General features: G+C 71.4%; 15 protein-coding genes. 8 read left to right on the top strand and 7 right to left on the bottom strand.

All coding sequences use genetic code 11. The features are described from left to right. A partial coding sequence (locus ADY01_RS20655) for a beta-galactosidase trimerization domain-containing protein (protein ID WP_199826274.1) occupies positions 1-446 on the top strand: 446 nt, incomplete at its 5' end. 33 nt (positions 447-479) lie between these two features. After that, complete coding sequence (locus tag ADY01_RS37240; protein WP_078900451.1) at positions 480-1025, top strand: glycoside hydrolase family 30 beta sandwich domain-containing protein; 546 nt, start codon at positions 480-482, stop codon at positions 1023-1025. Here ADY01_RS37240 and ADY01_RS20650 read toward each other — a convergent pair. Beyond that, positions 937-1590 (bottom strand): LUD domain-containing protein, encoded by a 654-nt coding sequence (locus ADY01_RS20650; RefSeq protein WP_049575641.1) that lies wholly within the window; start codon positions 1588-1590, stop codon positions 937-939. The two genes, ADY01_RS37240 and ADY01_RS20650, sit on opposite strands and share 89 nt — an antisense overlap. A 118-nt stretch (positions 1591-1708) precedes the next feature. After that, positions 1709-2206, bottom strand: a complete 498-nt coding sequence (locus ADY01_RS20645) for a nuclear transport factor 2 family protein (protein WP_049575639.1) — start codon at positions 2204-2206, stop codon at positions 1709-1711. A gap of 183 nt (positions 2207-2389) precedes the next feature. Here ADY01_RS20645 and sigJ point away from each other — a divergent pair, with 183 nt between their 5' ends. After that, entirely contained in the window at positions 2390-3355 is a 966-nt protein-coding gene (gene sigJ / locus ADY01_RS20640; protein WP_049575637.1) for an RNA polymerase sigma factor SigJ, read from the top strand. A gap of 293 nt (positions 3356-3648) precedes the next feature. On the opposite strand, the gene ADY01_RS20635 is transcribed toward sigJ, so the two are convergent. The 3 genes from ADY01_RS20635 to ADY01_RS40710 all read right to left on the bottom strand — a co-directional run bounded on the left by ADY01_RS20635 (position 3649) and on the right by ADY01_RS40710 (position 5915). Next, positions 3649-4059 carry an SRPBCC family protein gene (locus ADY01_RS20635; protein ID WP_049575635.1) on the bottom strand — a complete coding sequence of 137 codons (411 nt, stop codon included), beginning with the start codon at positions 4057-4059 and terminating at the stop codon, positions 3649-3651. Positions 4060-4218: 159 nt separating this feature from the next. After that, a complete protein-coding gene (locus ADY01_RS20630; protein WP_049575632.1) occupies positions 4219-5127 on the bottom strand; it encodes an aromatic prenyltransferase in 909 nt (302 codons plus the stop codon). Positions 5128-5684: 557 nt separating this feature from the next. After that, entirely contained in the window at positions 5685-5915 is a 231-nt protein-coding gene (locus ADY01_RS40710; protein WP_049575629.1) for a hypothetical protein, read from the bottom strand. Positions 5916-6848: 933 nt separating this feature from the next. Here ADY01_RS40710 and ADY01_RS20620 point away from each other — a divergent pair. The 5 genes from ADY01_RS20620 (at position 6849) to ADY01_RS20600 (ending at position 13574) form a co-directional block, all read left to right on the top strand. Further along, a complete protein-coding gene (locus ADY01_RS20620) occupies positions 6849-7505 on the top strand; it encodes an undecaprenyl diphosphate synthase family protein (RefSeq protein WP_049575628.1) in 657 nt (218 codons plus the stop codon). A gap of 323 nt (positions 7506-7828) precedes the next feature. Further along, on the top strand, positions 7829-9412 hold the full coding sequence (locus tag ADY01_RS20615; protein ID WP_049575625.1) for a DUF6851 domain-containing protein: 1584 nt from the start codon (positions 7829-7831) through the stop codon (positions 9410-9412). 92 nt (positions 9413-9504) lie between these two features. Continuing rightward, positions 9505-10410: an aromatic prenyltransferase gene (locus ADY01_RS20610; protein ID WP_049575624.1), complete on the top strand. Its 906-nt coding sequence runs from the start codon at positions 9505-9507 to the stop codon at positions 10408-10410. A 125-nt stretch (positions 10411-10535) separates the two neighbouring features. After that, on the top strand, positions 10536-12113 hold the full coding sequence (locus ADY01_RS20605) for a DUF6851 domain-containing protein (protein WP_049575621.1): 1578 nt from the start codon (positions 10536-10538) through the stop codon (positions 12111-12113). A 273-nt stretch (positions 12114-12386) separates the two neighbouring features. Continuing rightward, positions 12387-13574 (top strand): lactonase family protein, encoded by a 1188-nt coding sequence (locus tag ADY01_RS20600; protein WP_049575619.1) that lies wholly within the window; start codon positions 12387-12389, stop codon positions 13572-13574. A gap of 161 nt (positions 13575-13735) precedes the next feature. Here ADY01_RS20600 and ADY01_RS20595 read toward each other — a convergent pair whose 3' ends face one another. Together ADY01_RS20595 and ADY01_RS20590 are read right to left on the bottom strand one after the other, a co-directional pair. Then, positions 13736-14872: a sensor histidine kinase gene (locus tag ADY01_RS20595; protein WP_049575646.1), complete on the bottom strand. Its 1137-nt coding sequence runs from the start codon at positions 14870-14872 to the stop codon at positions 13736-13738. Between the two features lie 25 nt (positions 14873-14897). Continuing rightward, positions 14898-15611, bottom strand: a complete 714-nt coding sequence (locus ADY01_RS20590; RefSeq protein WP_049575613.1) for a response regulator transcription factor — start codon at positions 15609-15611, stop codon at positions 14898-14900. Positions 15612-15651 lie beyond the last annotated feature (40 nt).

The raw sequence follows: 15651 nt of genomic DNA, 5'->3' as shown, positions 1-15651 counted from the left end.
GCCCAGGTAGGTGGCCTCTCCCGCGCCGAAGCGGTGCCGGCGACTGGCAGGACGTCATCCTCCCCGAGGGTGCCGAGGCGCTGGCCACCTACACCACGGGGGTGTACGCGGGCACACCCGCCGCCACCCGGCACCGCTTCGGCGCGGGAGAGGCCACCTACCTGGGCACCGCCCCCGACGCGGCGACCATGCGCCGCCTCGTCCTCACCTGCGCCCGGCGCGCCGCCGTCGCGCCCGTCCTGGACACCCCCGAAGGGGTCGAGGCCGTCGACCGGTTCGCCCCCGACGGCACGCGGCACCTGTTCCTGCTCAACCACACCGCCCGGGACGTCGACCTCACCCTGCCGTGGCCCGCCGCCGACCTGCTCGCGCCGGACGCGCGGCACCCCGGCGGCAGCCTGCGGCTGGCCCCCTACGGCGTCGCCGCCCTGCGCCCCACCGAATGAGACCCGACACCGGAGGATCGTGTGAGCACGCGTATGAGCAGACGGATCCCGACCGCCCTGGCCTGCGCCCTGGCCGCGACGCTGCTTCCCCCCGGACGGCCCGACTACCGGGTCTCCTACCGGCTGTGGGCGCTGGGCGCCTACAGCCGGTTCATCCGGCCCGAGGCGGTGCGCGTCGGCGCGCGGTCCGGCGACGAGGCGGTCCGCACCACCGCGTTCCGCAACGCCGACGGCAGCCGCGTCATCGAGATCCTCAACACCGGGACGCGCGCGGTGGACCAGCGCTTCGCGCTCGCCGACGACACAGGCGCGGCCATGGGTGCGGCCGGGGCTGCGGCCAGGGGCGACGTCTACCTCACCGACCGGACCCACGCGCTGGAGCGAACCGGCCGGGCCGGGGTCACGGGCGGGCAGCTGTCCGTGGAACTGCCTCCCCGCTCCCTGACGACGGTTGGTCCTCGCGCCGTGACCGGGCCGCCGGCCGGGGGCCTCAGAAGCCGATGGCTTCGCGGAGCAGGAGGACGGTGCGCCCCGCCCGGGGCTCGGAGCTGTCGAACACGGTCTCCGGTTCCGCGTTGAGGATGAGCAGCCGGTTGATGGCGCTGGGCCGCCCGTAGACCGCCTGGGCGCGGGCGCTCTCCAGCGGGAGGGCGTGCTCCTCGACGCGGCGCAGCGCTGCGCCCAGGTCGGGCACCACCTTCTGCGCCCCGACGATCCAGATCGCGCCGCCGGCGCCGCCGGCGTAGGCGGGTAGCTGGCTTCCGCTGGCCGAGGCGACCACGAGGGAGCCGGTCTCGGTGACCGCGGCGACGCTGCCCACGACGATGTCGGGGCCGGCGAGCAGGCGCCGGATCTCGTCGGCGCGGGTGGCGCGGTCCATGGCGAGGACGCGTGGCTTGAGCGCCCGGTACCGCTCGTCGGTGTTGATGTCCTCGTCGATGCCGGACAGGCGCAGGGTCTCGCTGGCCGAGGTGAACACGCTGGCGCCCTCGGGGATCAGATCATGGACGCGGGTGCGCGCGGCGGCGGCGTCGTCGAGGATCTCGACGGCGAAGCCGTGGGCCGTCAGGGCGGTGGCCGCGCGCTCCAAGCGCTGAGCCGGCACCGGGTCGGCGTAGGACGTCGCCGGGATCGGGGTGGTCATGGTGCCTCCTGGCACGGTCGTGGGTGGCTGGTCGCGGGGCGTGCGCCGGAGCGGGTGCACGGGCGGGCCGGGCCGCGGTCCCCGGCGCGGGGTCGCGGCGGTCGCGGCGGAGCCGTGGTCACGGCGTTCCCTCCGGCGCGGCCGTGTCGTCGGCCGGCGGACCGGCGGGCACCCCCGCCGGTCCGGGCGCCGAGCCCCCCAGGGGGGTGGGGTCGAAGTACCTGATCTCGTAGACCCGTTCGGCGAACCGCCAGCCGTCCGCGGTGCGCCGGTAGCGGTCGTGGTAGATGGCGAAGTTCAGCCCCTGACGGCCGTCGAGGGCGCGCCCGAGCTCCTGCATGTAGGCGCGGCCGGTCGCGGTGTCGCCGTCGAGCCGGATCGTGCCCGGGTGCGTGGTCTGCACGAAGAAGTCCAACTGGCTCTGAAGGCGCTCGCCCCCCACGCGGATCTCCTCCCGGCCGACCATCTCGGCGGGGATGTTGGGCATCCGCAGCGCGCCGTCCGGCGTGAACAGCGACGCGAGGCGGGCACGGTCGCGCATCATCACGGCGTCGGTGAACTCGCCGCGCAGCGCCTCGATCTCCACGCGGTCGGCGATGGCCTGGAACGCGCTCATCGGCTTCCTCCTTCGTTCTTCTCCCGGTCCCGCAGCGGCCGGGATACTGCCGGTCTCCGCGGTACGACAACGCGACACGCCGGAATGTGAGACGAGGCGCCGACCTCACAGTTCGCCGGGCTGTCTTGTCGAACGGGTGAGGCACACGACCGAGGGAGTCAGCGACGCCATGGCCAGGACACCGTGACCACCCCATCCGAGCCGGGAGACGGCCGACCCGATCCGAGCCAGGGCGCGATCATGGGCGAGCGGCGTCAGCTGATCAACATCGCCTACCGGCTGCTCGGCTCCCTGGCCGATGCCGAGGACGTCGTACAGGAGACCTACGCCCGCTGGTACGCCATGTCCCGGGGGCAGCGGGAGGCCATCGAATCCCCCGGCGGCTGGCTGACGACGGTCGCCAGCCGCATCTGCCTCAACGTGCTCGGCTCGGCGCGGGTCCGGCGGGAGCGCTATGTGGGGGAATGGATCCCGGAGCCGCTGCCGGACCGTGCGGGGTGGGGCGACGGGCCGCCGGGCGGCGTCACCGTCGATCCGGCCGACCGGGTCACCCTCGACGAGTCCGTCACCATGGCGTTCCTCGTGCTGCTCGAATCGATGACCCCGGCCGAGCGCGTCGCGTTCATCCTGCACGATGTCTTCCGCTACCCCTTCGCCGAGGTGGCCGACATCCTCGGCCGCAGCCCGGCGGCATGCCGCCAACTGGCCTCCTCCGCCCGCCGTCGCATCGGCGCGTCGCGCAGGCCCGCGGGCCCGGCGGCCCAGCAGGCCCGCGTCGTCAGGGCCTTCAAGGCGGCGTGGGAGGCCAAGGACATCGACGCCCTCATCGGCCTCCTCGACCCCGACGCCACGGTGACCGCCGACGGCGGCGGCCTGGCCAGCACCCTCCACCGCCCGATCCGGGGCGGCGAACAGGTCGCGCGCGCCTACATCGAGATCGCCCGCGCGGCGGTCGGCCTGACGATCCTGGAGCGTACGGTCAACGGCCGGCCCGGCCTGGTCGCCCAGCACGGAGGCGCCGTGGTGGCGGTGATGGCCTTCGACGTCGCGGGCGACCGGATCACGCGCCTCTGGTCGGTGCGCAATCCCGAGAAGCTCCGGTCCTGGACGGATCGCCAGGACGCCTCCGCGCACGATCGGGCCCGCTGAGGGGCGCCGCCGCCGGCCCCCTGCCCGCGGGCAGACGTGACCAGGGGGCCGGCGGCGGCGGACGGGACGCGGCCGTGCCGTGCCGTGCCCGGACGACCGCTGGTGCCGCGTCGGTCAGGGTTTGCCCGTCGAGGAGCGGCGTCCGGTGCGGTGCATCGCTGGGCCCCTCCTGCCCGTTGGCGGGCAAGGAGGGAGCCGGATCGCCCTCGTGCCGGGCGCACGTGGGTGACGCGGCAACGCAGCGAGGTGCCGAGCGGGGCATCGCGACGGGGCGAACCTCGGCTGACGCGGCACTAGGCGCGTTCCACCAGGCGCTTGAGCGTCGCAAGGTCGGCGGAGACCGCGTCGGCGTCGCGCCGGAAGTCCTCCTCGCTCATGCCGGGCCGCCGCCGGAGGGTGAACACCACCTCGCACCCGGCGCCGTCGGCGATCACCCGCACCGGGTTGGAGACGGTCTCGCCCGAGGGGAGCGTGACGTCGTGGTCGAGCACGCCGAACTCGTTCCTGGGCGTGAAGGTGACGAGGAGCCGCCCCATGGGCGACTCGACGGTCCATCGCCCGCCGTCGGCCCTGCGGATGGAACTGCCCAGCCCCGCGGCCCACTCGGGCAGGTGGGTGGGGTCGGAGGCGTAGGCGTAGACCTCCTCGGCGGGGCGGTCGACATGCGTGCTGAGGTGCCGCGATTCCGGTGCGGTTCTGTCCATGCCCGCGACAGTACGATCCCCGGGCCGCCGCCGTCTTGAACGAAACGGCCGGCGCCGCGGGTCCGTGGCGCGACGACGCCGAGAAGCACCCGTCACCAGGGGTGACGGGTGCTTCTCCCGGCGGAAGGGACGGATCGTCGCTCGACGACCGGCGAGCCGCTACTGGCTGGAGTCGGGCGACAGCATCTTCAGCATGTGCGGCGTCAGCTGGTACCACGCCTGGAGCTTGTAGTACTCGCCGCGGGGCGACGAGGTGACGCCGTAGATGCCCTTGCGCTCGGCGGGGGCGTACGTGTAGGGGCCGTTCCTCGCGAATTTCTCGATCTTCGGGTCGACGTCGACGCGGTCGGGAAGTGCCTCCAGGTCCGGGACCACCACGGCGAAGGTGATCCGCTCGATCTTCGAGGATTCCCAGCTCAGGGTGGTGTAGTAGCCGGTCGCCTGCTGGGCGAGCTTCAGCATCTGCTCGCTCGGCTCCGGCAGCCCGAATTCGCTCAGCATCGAGCGGACGGCCTCCGGCTGGCGGGACTCGGCCGGCGATCCGAGGAAGTAGGTATTCAGCGTCTTGCTCGGGTAGTCGATCCCGATCAAGCTCACCTTGTCGTCCAGGCCGAAGCGGGTGTAGAAATCGAGATTCTCACCCAGGCTGCGCGGCATGGACGGGACCTTCGCGAGCTCCGCCACCTTCTGCAGGTTGGTCAGCGGGAAGAAGGTCCACGTCTTCTTGAAGCCGCCGACGACGCCGAAGTCGATGCCGTGGTAGTCGAGGGGGAAGCGCTCCTGGATGTCCGAGAGCAACGTGCCGACGGGGTGGTCCGTCTCCTCGGTAAGGCCGTTCGACAGCGCGATCGCGTACGGGTCGATGTCCGGGGGAAGCGACGCGAAGCGGCAGTCGAGGCCCGCCGCGTTGGTCGCCACCCGGAAAGCGATCTGGGCCTGCGGGGGGAGGTCATCCGCGTAAGCGGTCAGGATGGGCCAGACCTTCTCACGCGAGCAGGGTACGTCAAGCAGTTCGGCTGCCTGCGCTATGTCGGAGTAAAGACCTTCCAACTCACCTGTCCCGGTCATTCGTCCTCCCGTGTCAGTCATTAATGTCTCTGTGAATGCAGGTCAAGTCATCGGCAGCACGCCGGGAGCGTGACTGGCTGGAGACACAGGTGCACTCCGGCACGAAGGTCGTTATCCCAAGGTGGCCGGCTGCACTTCTGAATGGGTCGACGCGCTGGCGATCTCAGGGATGACCGCTTTGCCGGGGATCAGGGCCGACGCAGCCCTGGCGACCAAACGGATCGGTACCATCCCCGTTCCCAGGCCCTGGAAGTGAATCGTCCGGGCGAGCCGCGTCAACACCAGTCACGGTGTGCCCCCTTCTCGCTGCTGCGGTGAAGTATTGATGCCCAGGACTGGGCGTGTCAAGGACCGGATGTGTCAAGTCAGCGGCGGATCTTGGTCGTTGAGTGGTCGGCGGTTGGCCGGGGTGCGGCGGTGTTCGAAGGCGACCAGAAAGACGTTCGAAGGTGTCTTCCGGCGAACGGCTTTCCCTATGCGAGATGCCGCGGAGGTGAAGGCCGGCGCGATACGGCGGGGGGTGGAGTTCATCGTCCGCGCCGCGGGCTGACGGTGTTTCAGCCAGGCGGCGCCACCGCTCGACGCACGCGCCGGCGGCGGTCGGCGCGGGGGGTACACGGCGGGATCGCGCAGGCCAGGCCGGAGCGGACGTCCTCGACGGAGGAGTGCCGGACGCGCTCCCGGACCACCGGGACGGCGTGCGATCCGGCCAGCATTCCGTCGTCACCGGCCTTCCCGGGCGGCGGGGACGCGGCGGCGAGCGGCCCCAGCGGGTCGTTCGGGCCCACCGCGCGTCGGCGCCGGACACCAAGACGACCTGCGTACACAGGACATCGGCTGCGGGTGTGGCACGCGGTGGGCGTCGCCCCCGGCCCGCCCACCAGGCCAGAAGGGGCATGGCTTGTTCATGTCACCCCCGGCGAGGTGGTATTGACAGCGGTCGGGCTTGACTACCTGGGGCGAAGAACATATACATAGGGTCACGCCCCGGAGTCCGCCTTCGATCTCCGATTCAATGAGTCTTGCGCCTCCTGGGGTTGCCTGTCGCGGGGTGGCATGAGTCGGCGACGGGTGCTTGCGCAGGTGGCAGGGGGTCCGTGGGGGTGCGGACCATCCGGCCTGCCGGTTCCAGGGGTTTCATGCTCGCGCGTTTCGCGTCGACCTGTTCCTACCGCCCGGTAGCACAGGGTGAGGGGTGTGGATGCCGGAGGGGGGGCGCAGCCCGGGGGCCGAACAGGCCCGCCCATCGAGGAGTTGAGCCAGCGGTCGGCCGCGCTGCCGTAAGGGCGGCGGCGGATCCGACAGGGGGTGGAGGGCGCGGACGGCCCGGTGACGGCCAGGTGGGCCACTCGCCGGGTGCCGCGTGAATTCACCCCGAATCACGGCTGGGATGTCGCCTACCCCGACGTCTCCGTCATTCATGCCGACGGTCCGCGGAATCCGGATGATCCTGCGGAACTCCCCACGCCGATAGTCAATCGCTCCCCCACTGCCAGGTGCTACCGATGTGATCGCGTACGTCGGTCCGGCTTTACCGCTGAGTTGGCGGTGGGCCACCGGACCGCGGCCGCGCCCGGGGACATGGGCCGAGTCCGACTCGGTGCATGGGCATCCCCTCTCCGTGGGATTCCGCGCAGATGACAGGAGGCGGATCCCATGAGCGGACTGATAGTCCCACCCGGCCAGGGTTGGGAGCTGACACGCAGCCAAAGGAGACCACAGTGACCAACTTGATGCTGCTGCCGGACGGAATGCGACGCTGGTCGCAGGCGCACGGCGTCTCCCTCGACGACGGCTACACAGCGATGGCGGACAAGCTCATCGACTTCATCGGCTGGTCGAGAGAGGAGGGCGTCAAGAACCTCTACATCACGACCTCCTCCGCCGCGAACTTCAGCCGTCCCGAGTCCGCGGTGACCACGTTCCTGGTCGCGTTCAACGACGTGGTGCGACGGTGTCACGGCGACCTCAACTTCGATTTCTCCGGGTCGCTCGACCTCGTGCCCGACCGTTACCTCGCCGAACTGGAGGAACTGCGGGAGAAGTCGGACAAGGAGTCGGAGTTCACGCTCCATTACATCCTGGGAATGTCCCTCTCCCGCGAGGTCATCAGCATCTTCAACACGCACAACGGGAAGATCCCGGCCATGACCGAGGAACTCCTGACCAGCAGCGCGTACGTCCCGAAGCAGGTCGACTTCGTCATCCGCACCGGCGGTGCGATCCGCATGTCGTCCTTCTTCCCGCTGATGTCCCCGTACGCCGAGCTGTACTTCTCCCCCGTCCTGTTCCCCGACATGACGCGAGCCGACTTCGACGCCGCTCTCCAGGAACTCGGGGTGCGGGAGCGGCGCTTCGGCGGCTACCCGACGACCTGACAGGTGCCCGCGTGGGCCGGCCAGGGGGATGCTGACAGTCGCCACCGGCGAGTGCAGGGTCCGTATCCCCCTGAACCGGCCCATTCGCGCGCCCTGTTCGCCTCGCGGCGGGCCGCGCGGGGAACCGGCGGTGAACCGCGTGCGATCGCGGGGCACGTCCATGCCCGAAAAACCTCAGGAACGTGCCGGGCCACGCCCCGCACGAGCGTCCGTGACCGGATTCGGCACAGCGAAGACAGGATCGAGGCTCACGCGTGGTCCGTCCTCAGAAATCTCGCCTGAGACGCGCAACACATTCTCTGTAAAGGACAAGGAATACAACGATGACGACGTCCGAACGTTCTTCCTCCCCGCGCTTCCGCATGGGACGCAGGTCGCTGCTGTTCGGTGGGCTCGGCGGCGCCTCGGCCGTGGCGCTGGGCACCGTGGGCCAGGGCAGCGCGGTCGCCGCCGGCCGGAGCCAGCAGCCGCCCCAGATCGAGTTCGACTTCGACACGGACAACTACCTCACCTTCCTGGGCCCCGGCGACGAGGACGCCGGGGTGTCGCGCAACGCGGACATCTTCGGCCCCATGGACGTGACCACGTTCCTCTGGCTCAACCACCTGACGTCGATCGCGGCGTTCGACTCGGTGGCGCCCTATCACGAGTCCGCGGTTGGCATCTACTCCCGGATCGGGCGCCGCCCCTCCAGCGAGTCCGCGACCAACAGGAACAAGAACATCGCCGGGCTGCACGCCGGGTGGCAGGTGTGGCAGAGCGTGCTGGGGAAGCGGGCGGAGGACATCCGGCTCGTGCTGATCGCCATCGGCCTGGACCCCGACGACCAGTCGGAGGACCCGACCAGCCCGGTCGGCATCGGCAACATCGCCGGCAAGAGCGTCTGGGAAGCCCTCAAGCGGGACGGCATGAACTTCCTCGGCGACGAGGGTGGCCGCCACTACAACCCCAGGCCCTGGGCGGACTACACCGGCTACCAGCCCGTGAACACCCCCTTCGAGCTGACCAACCCCTCGCGCTGGCAGCCGCAGCTCCACCCGCACAACGGCCGCCGCGTCGGCGGAGGTCCGGGGGACACGGGCATCTACGTCACCCAGCACATGGTCACCCCGCAGATCCGGCGGGTGAAGCCCCACATCTTCGATGACCCGCGCGCCTTCGACCTTGCCCCGCCCGAGTTCAGCAACCACCACGACCGCCGCGCCTACAAGCGCTCGGTGGACGAGATCCTGGAGGCGTCGGCCGGACTGACCGACGAGCAGAAGGCGATCGCCGAGGTCATGGACAACAAGGTCTGGGGGATCGGCCACTCGGGGGTGGCCATCGCCAACAAGCATGACCAGAACGGCGAGCTGGGCATCGAGGGCTGGGCCTTCTGGCTTCTGGAGCACGTGCTGGCCACGTTCGACCCGCTGATCGTCGCCTGGCACAACAAGGTCAAGTACGACGCGGTGCGGCCGATCAGCGCGGTCCGGCACGTGTACGGCAGCCGCAAGGTGACCGCCTGGGGCGGCCCCGGCATGGGCACGGTCGACGACATCCGCGCCGATCACTGGGCCAGCTACCTGCCGGTGGGGGACCACTCGGAGTACCCGTCGGGTTCCACCACGCTCTGCGCCGCCTCGGCGCAGGCGGCGCGGCGCTTCTTCGACAGCGACGTCCTGGACTGGCGGTTCACCATCCCGGCCGGCTCGACGCTGACGGAGCCGGGGATCACCCCGGCCAACGACCTGGAGCTGTACTTCCCCACCTGGACCGACTTCAACCAGAAGTGCGCCAACAGCCGGGTGTGGGGCGGCGTCCACTTCCGGAAGACGGTCGAGAGGTCCCTCGTCCTCGGTGAGCAGTTCGGCGACATGGCCCACGACTTCGTGCAGCGGCACATCAACGGCGAGGTCTCGGACTGACCCCGCGTCCGCACCCGGGCACGACGAGCCGACCGGCCGCGGGCCGGGATTCCTTGTTCGCACAAGCGTGAAGATCGACACTGGGAGGATGAATGTCCGGAGCTGCTGCGCTGGATGAGATCTATTCGGCCATCGAGAAGTCGGCTCGACTGCTGGACGTGCCCTGCACCCGTGAGAAGGTCTGGCCGATCCTGACCGCGTACGGCGAAGCGCTCAGCGAGGTCGCGATCATCTTCAGCGTGTCGAGCGGCCGCGAGGAGTTCGACTACACCGTCCAGGTGCCCGCGGGGATCGACGACCCCTATGCCCACGCGGTGGCGAACGGGTTCGTCGGTGAGACCGACCACCCCGTCGGCGCCCTGCTCCCGGACGTTCAGGCGCGCGTCTCCGTCAACGAGTACTTCTTCGACTGCGGAGTCGTCGGCGGCTTCCAGAAGCTCTACGCGAGCTTCCCGCGCAACCTGCAGCCGGTGTCGAAGCTCGCCGACATCCCGTCCATGCCGCGCGCTGTCACCGACAACGCGGGCTACTTCGCCCAGCACGGCCTGGACGACGTGTCGGTGATCGGGATCGACTACAAGCGCAGGACGATGAACCTGTACTTCCAGCTCCCCGCCGCGATCGCCGGCAATCTCGATCCGAAGCTCGTCCTGTCGCTGCTCCAGGAGGGCGGGATGCCGGAGCCGGACGAGCGGATGCTGGAGCTCGCCCTGGGAGCGTACAGAATCTATGTCACCTTCAGCTGGGACTCCTCCAGGGTCCAGCGGATCTCCTTCTCCCCCCGGCCGTCCCGCGGCCTGGACCTGGAGGCGATCGCGGATCAACTGGAGCCGGAGACCGCGGAGTTCATGCGCACCGCTCCGTTCGCGTACGAGGGCGAGCGGGTCAGCATCTCGGTTCCCAAGTGGTCGGCCGACGGGGGCCACATGAATCTCGGGTCGTACTACCAGGTCTCACCCCAGCTGGCGGCGCTGATCGCGAGCCAGGAACGGGGATAACCCCTGGTCGGCGCAGGGGCCGACCGACGTCGCGTGGCACGAGGGCAGCCACAGCGGCGACAACGGTGAACGTGGTCAGTACGACCAGAGCCCTCTTTTCAGGAAAGCAAGAAAGGACACAACCCATGACCACGACCGGTCGTTCTCCCCTCTCACGCTTCTCACCGCAGCGCAGATCGCTGCTGCTCGGTGGGCTCGCCGGTGCCTCGGCCACGGCGCTGGCCACCGTGGGCACCGGCACGGCCGCCGCCAGCCAGCCCGCCCACGCGAGGGCGGAGCCGGCGCCCCCGCAGATCGACTTCGACTTCGACAGCGGCAACTTCATCAAGGACCTGATCACCACCAACGCCGGCGGGGAGTTCCCTTCGGAGGACTCCATCGGCCCGATGGACGCGCCGCTCTACACGTGGATCACCCACCTGTTCATGATGTCGTGGTACGACGCGCTGGCGCCCTACCACCCCACCGCGGTCGGCATCTGCTCCCGGATCGACCGCCGCCCCGCCGGCGAGTCCGCCACCAACAGGAACAAGAACATCGCCGGCCTGTACGCCGGGTTCCGGGTGTTGCAGAGCGTGTTCGTGGAGCGGGCGGCGGTCATGCAGCAGGCGCTGACCCTGCTCGGCCTCGACCCCGACGACGAGTCGGAGGACCCGACCAGCCCGATCGGCATCGGCAACATAGCCGGCAAGGCCATCGTCAGGGCCCGTGCGGGTGACGGGATGAACCACCTCGGCGACATGGACCGCGCGTACAACGGCCAGCCCTTCGAGGACTACACCGGCTACGAGCCCGTGAACACTCCCTACAGGCTGGTCAACCCCTCGCGCTGGCAGCCGGCGGTTCACCGTCACCGCCGCCGGCTCGGCGAGGGCTCGGGCGACAAGGGCGTCTTCGTCGTCCAGCAGTTCCTCACCCCGCAGGTGCGGATGGTCAAGCCGTTCACCTACGAGGACCCGGGCCGGTTCGAGCTCGCCCCGCCCCGGCACACCGACCACGCCAACTCCCGTCGTTACAAGCGCGCGGTGGACGAGATCCTGGAGGCGTCGGCCGGACTCACCGACGAGCAGAAGGTGAAGGCCGAGTTCTTCGACCACACCGGGGCGGCCATGACCCTGGCGCCGCGCGCCGCGGCCCTGGCCCACGACCTGGACCTGGACGGCTGGGCCCAGCTGTTCATGACGACGTCCCTGGCGCGGTTCGACGACATGATCGCCGCCTGGCACCAGATACACCGGTACGACGCGGTGCGGCCGTTCAGCGCGGTCCGGCACGTGTACGGCAGCTCCAAGGTGACGGCCTGGGGCGGGGTCGGCATGGGCACGGTCGACGACATGCCCGCCGACCAGTGGACCAGCTACCTGCCGGTGGGGGACCACCCCGAGTACCCGGCCAGCTTCACGACGATCTGCGCCGCCCAGGCGCAGGCGGCGCGGCGTTTCCTCGGCGATGACGTCCTGGACTGGAGCTTCCCCTACGCCGCCGGCTCGGCGCTGACGGAGCCGGGGCTCGTCCCCGCGGGCGACATGGAACTGCACTACGCCACCTGGACCGACCACGAGCGGGACTACGGCATGAGCAGGGTGTGGGCCGGGGTGCACTTCAGGGAGACGATCGAGAACTCCCTCCCGTTCGGCGCGCAGTTCGGCGACCGGGCGCACGAGTTCATGCAGCGGCACATCAACGGCGAGGTCTCGGACTGACCCCGCCGCGGCGGCGGGCGCCACCACCGGGGCCCGCCGCCGCGCCCGGCCTCCCCCGCCGAGGCGTGGCATCCACCCGCGCGGTCGTGTCGCGGCGATAATGTCGACTTGTCTCCTCGGTCGCGGACGCCGAGTGCGCCGTTGGGCGGCACCGGCGGCCCCGGCGGCTCCCGGCCGTCGCGCCCCTCGGGCGGCGCGAGCGGGCACGCCTAGGATCCGGACGGGAACAAATCCCCCGAATCCTTACATTCGGCGCGCCTGAGAGGGAGCCACATGCGCCACTCCGCACATCCCCTGCCCACCCACCGAGCCAGACGGCTCGCCCGTCGGCTCCGCGGCCTCGCCGCCGGCTGCGCGGCGCTCGCCGCCGCCGCCGCGGCCTTCGCCGCTCCGGCCGCCGCCGACGAGACGGCGGGCGACGCCGCCGATCCGGCGCCGGTGTTCGTCCAGAACAACGAGCCAGACGGCAACGCCGTCATCGCCTACGAGCGCGCCCCCGACGGCACGCTCACCCAGCGGCGCACCTACCCCACCGGCGGCCTCGGCGGCGTGCTGGAGGGGTCGGTCGTCGACCACCTGGCGTCGCAGGGCTCACTCACCTACGACCACCGCACCGAGCGCCTCTACGCCGTCAACGCCGGATCGGACACCATCACCGTCTTCGACGTCGCCGGTGACCGGCTCGAACGGCGGCAAGTGATCGACTCCGGCGGGGACTTCCCCGTGAGCGTGGCCGTCCACGGCGACCTGGTCTACGTGGTCAACGCCCTCGACGGCGGCTCGGTCCAGGGCTTCACCGACCGCAAGGGCCACCTGGTCCAGGTGCCGGCCTGGCACCGCGAGCTGAACCTGGACCCCACCCTGACCCCGCAGTTCCTCAACACCCCGGGGCAGATCGGCTTCACCCCCGACGGCTCCAAGATCATCGTGACCACCAAGGGCAACGGCAGCAACATCCTCGTCTTCCCCCTCGACAAGCGGGGCGGACCCTCGGCCGAGCCCGTGGTCAACACCTTCCCGGGGGACAGCCCGTTCGGCTTCACCTTCGCCAGGTCCGGCCGCCTGGTGGTCGCCGAGGCCGGCCCCAACGCGGTCGCCACCTTCGACATCGCCCCCGACGGCCGGGTGACCAAGCTCTCCGAGGAGCTCACCGGTGAGATGGCGACCTGCTGGGTCGTCAGGACCGGCCCCTTCTACTACGCGTCCAACGCGGGCAGCAACACCGTCAGCGGCTTCCGCAGCGTCGAGGAGGACCGGCTGAGGCCGACGGGCATCACCCCGACCGCCCCCGGCACCATCGACGCCTCGGTGTCCTCGGACGGCCGCCACCTCTATGTGCAGACCGGCGGTGAGGGCACCGTGGACGCCTTCGCCATCGACCGCGGCGACGGTTCGCTGACCCCCGTCGGGTCGGTCCCCGTGCCCGGCGGCGTCGGCGGCGAGGGCATCGTCGCCCTCTGACGCCGAGGCCGCTCACGAGCGTCTCCCGGCGGGGCCGGCCCGCCCTTCGACCGACCTCGGGTCGTCGACGGGTCCGGCCGGTCGCCCGGGAGGCGCTCGTGCGCATGTCCGCGCCGTCCCGGCCCCACCGTCGCCCCGGCCGCCCCGGCACCCGGGGCGGCCTACCCCGCGGGCCGGACCTCCACCGGGTTGCCGGCCGCCGGGAGGGTGACCTCGAAACGGCAGCCGCCCGGGACGTTGCGTACGCCGGTGCGGCCCTCGTGCGCCTCCACGATGCCGCGCACGATCGCCAGGCCGAGCCCCGCTCCCGCCGGTGGGGTGCGGGCGTCGGTGCCGCGCCAGCCCGTGTCGAAGACCCGGGGGAGGTCCTCGGGCGGGATGCCGCCGCAGCCGTCCGTCACGGAGAGCACCACCGAGTCCGCGCGGCGCGCGGCGGCCACCGCCACCGTGCCGTCGGGCGGCGTGTGGCGGATGGCGTTGACCAGGAGGTTGGCCAGCACGCGGCTCATCTCCTTGCCGTCCACCTCCATGGGGACCGGCTCCACGCCGCGGTCGGCCAGCAGGACCCCGCGCTGCCGCGCCAGCGGGTCGGCGCCCGCGATGGCGTCGCTGATCAGGTCGTAGGCCGAGATCCTGGTCGGGCTCAGGGCCAGCGACCCGGCCTGGATCCGTGAGAGCTCGAACAGGTCGCCGACCATGTCGCTGAGCCGTTCCACCTCGCCGCGGATCAGCCGGTGGTAGCGGTCCGGATCGGCCGCTATGCCGTCCTCCAGCGCCTCGGCCATGGCGCGCAGCCCGGCCAGCGGGGAGCGCAGGTCGTGCGAGATCCAGGCGACGAGCTCCCTGCGGGAGCGTTCGAGCGCCCGCTCGCGCTCCCTGGCCGCCGTCAGCTTCGCGTCGGCCGCCGCCAACTGGCCGGCGAGGGAGGTGAGCTCGGTCGGCATGGGGGTGGTCGGGGCGGTGTAGGAACCGGTCTCGCCCAGAGCCTGCGCGGAGCGTTCCAGGGCCCGGTGGGCGCCGGTGAACCAGCGGCCGAGCAGGAGGGCGGTGGCGATGGCGGCCAGCGCGCCCACCACGTTCACGGTGATCACGACGGCGAGGTCGTGCGCGGACAGGAACATGGCCCAGGCCACCGAGAGGGTCCCCGCCAGCAGCGCGCCCACGGTGACGGCGATCAGCACGGTCAGGGACACCGCCACCGACCGGCGCCTGACGGCGGCGAGCGCGAGCGCGCCACCGGTGCCGGCGACCGCCGCGCCGGCCGCCGCGTAGAGCGCGATCAGCGGGAGATCGCGCAGCAGTTGCTGAATGCCCACCGTGCCCTCACCTCGCGTCGAAGCGGTAGCCGACGCCCCACACCGTGGTGATCAGGCGGGGGCTCGCGGGGTCCGCCTCGACCTTGTGGCGCAGGCGGCGGATGTGCACGGTGACGGTCGACAGGTCGCCGAAGTCCCAGCCCCACACGGTGCTCATCAGCTCCTCCCGGCTGAAGGCGCGCCCCGGGTGGCGCAGGAAGTGGGCGAGCAGGTCGAACTCCCGCAGGGTCAGCCGCAACGGGCCCCGGTCGTCGGACGCGGTGTGCGCCCGGGGGTCGAGAACGATGCCGCCCGCCCGCAGCACGTCACCGGCGGTGGGGCCCGAGGGCCCCGCGCCCGCCCGGCGCAGCACGGAGGCCACCCTCAGCACCAGCTCCCGGGGGCTGAACGGCTTGGTCACGTAGTCGTCCGCGCCGACCTCGAGGCCCAGGATCCGGTCCTCCTCGTCGCCGCGGGCGGTGAGCATCACCACCGGCACCGGCCCGGCCTCGCGGAGCCCGCGGCAGACGGCCAGGCCGTCGAGACCTGGCAGGGTCAGATCGAGGACCACCAGGTCGGGAGGGCTGGCGGCGGCGGCCATCAGGGCACCGGGCCCGTCCGCGGCGCGGTCCACCGCGAAACCCGCCCGGTCCAGATAGCCGGTCACCACCTCGGCGACGGTCGGGTCGTCGTCGACGACGAGGACCCGGGGCGGTGGGGAGGGCAGGTTCGGCAGGCGCATGTCCCCGAGTGTCCGCCGCGGGGGCGGCCGGGGCGGAGGG

It is taken from the genome of Streptomyces sp. SBT349, from assembly GCF_001083795.1.
Taxonomy (GTDB): Bacteria; Actinomycetota; Actinomycetes; order Streptomycetales; family Streptomycetaceae; genus Streptomyces.
The sequence above is the reverse complement of the archived record's forward strand: the minus strand, read 5'-3'. Positions and strand labels throughout refer to the sequence as shown.

What these genes read in the sequence shown, in the direction of transcription:
- ADY01_RS37240 (WP_078900451.1), top strand. Translation starts at nt 480, where the DNA reads ATGAGCAGACGGATCCCGACCGCCCTGGCCTGCGCCCTGGCCGCGACG.
- ADY01_RS20650 (WP_049575641.1), bottom strand. Translation starts at nt 1,590, where the DNA reads ATGACCACCCCGATCCCGGCGACGTCCTACGCCGACCCGGTGCCGGCT.
- ADY01_RS20645 (WP_049575639.1), bottom strand. Translation starts at nt 2,206, where the DNA reads ATGAGCGCGTTCCAGGCCATCGCCGACCGCGTGGAGATCGAGGCGCTG.
- ADY01_RS20635 (WP_049575635.1), bottom strand. Translation starts at nt 4,059, where the DNA reads ATGGACAGAACCGCACCGGAATCGCGGCACCTCAGCACGCATGTCGAC.
- ADY01_RS20630 (WP_049575632.1), bottom strand. Translation starts at nt 5,127, where the DNA reads ATGACCGGGACAGGTGAGTTGGAAGGTCTTTACTCCGACATAGCGCAG.
- ADY01_RS20615 (WP_049575625.1), top strand. Translation starts at nt 7,829, where the DNA reads ATGACGACGTCCGAACGTTCTTCCTCCCCGCGCTTCCGCATGGGACGC.
- ADY01_RS20610 (WP_049575624.1), top strand. Translation starts at nt 9,505, where the DNA reads ATGTCCGGAGCTGCTGCGCTGGATGAGATCTATTCGGCCATCGAGAAG.
- ADY01_RS20605 (WP_049575621.1), top strand. Translation starts at nt 10,536, where the DNA reads ATGACCACGACCGGTCGTTCTCCCCTCTCACGCTTCTCACCGCAGCGC.
- ADY01_RS20600 (WP_049575619.1), top strand. Translation starts at nt 12,387, where the DNA reads ATGCGCCACTCCGCACATCCCCTGCCCACCCACCGAGCCAGACGGCTC.
- ADY01_RS20590 (WP_049575613.1), bottom strand. Translation starts at nt 15,611, where the DNA reads ATGCGCCTGCCGAACCTGCCCTCCCCACCGCCCCGGGTCCTCGTCGTC.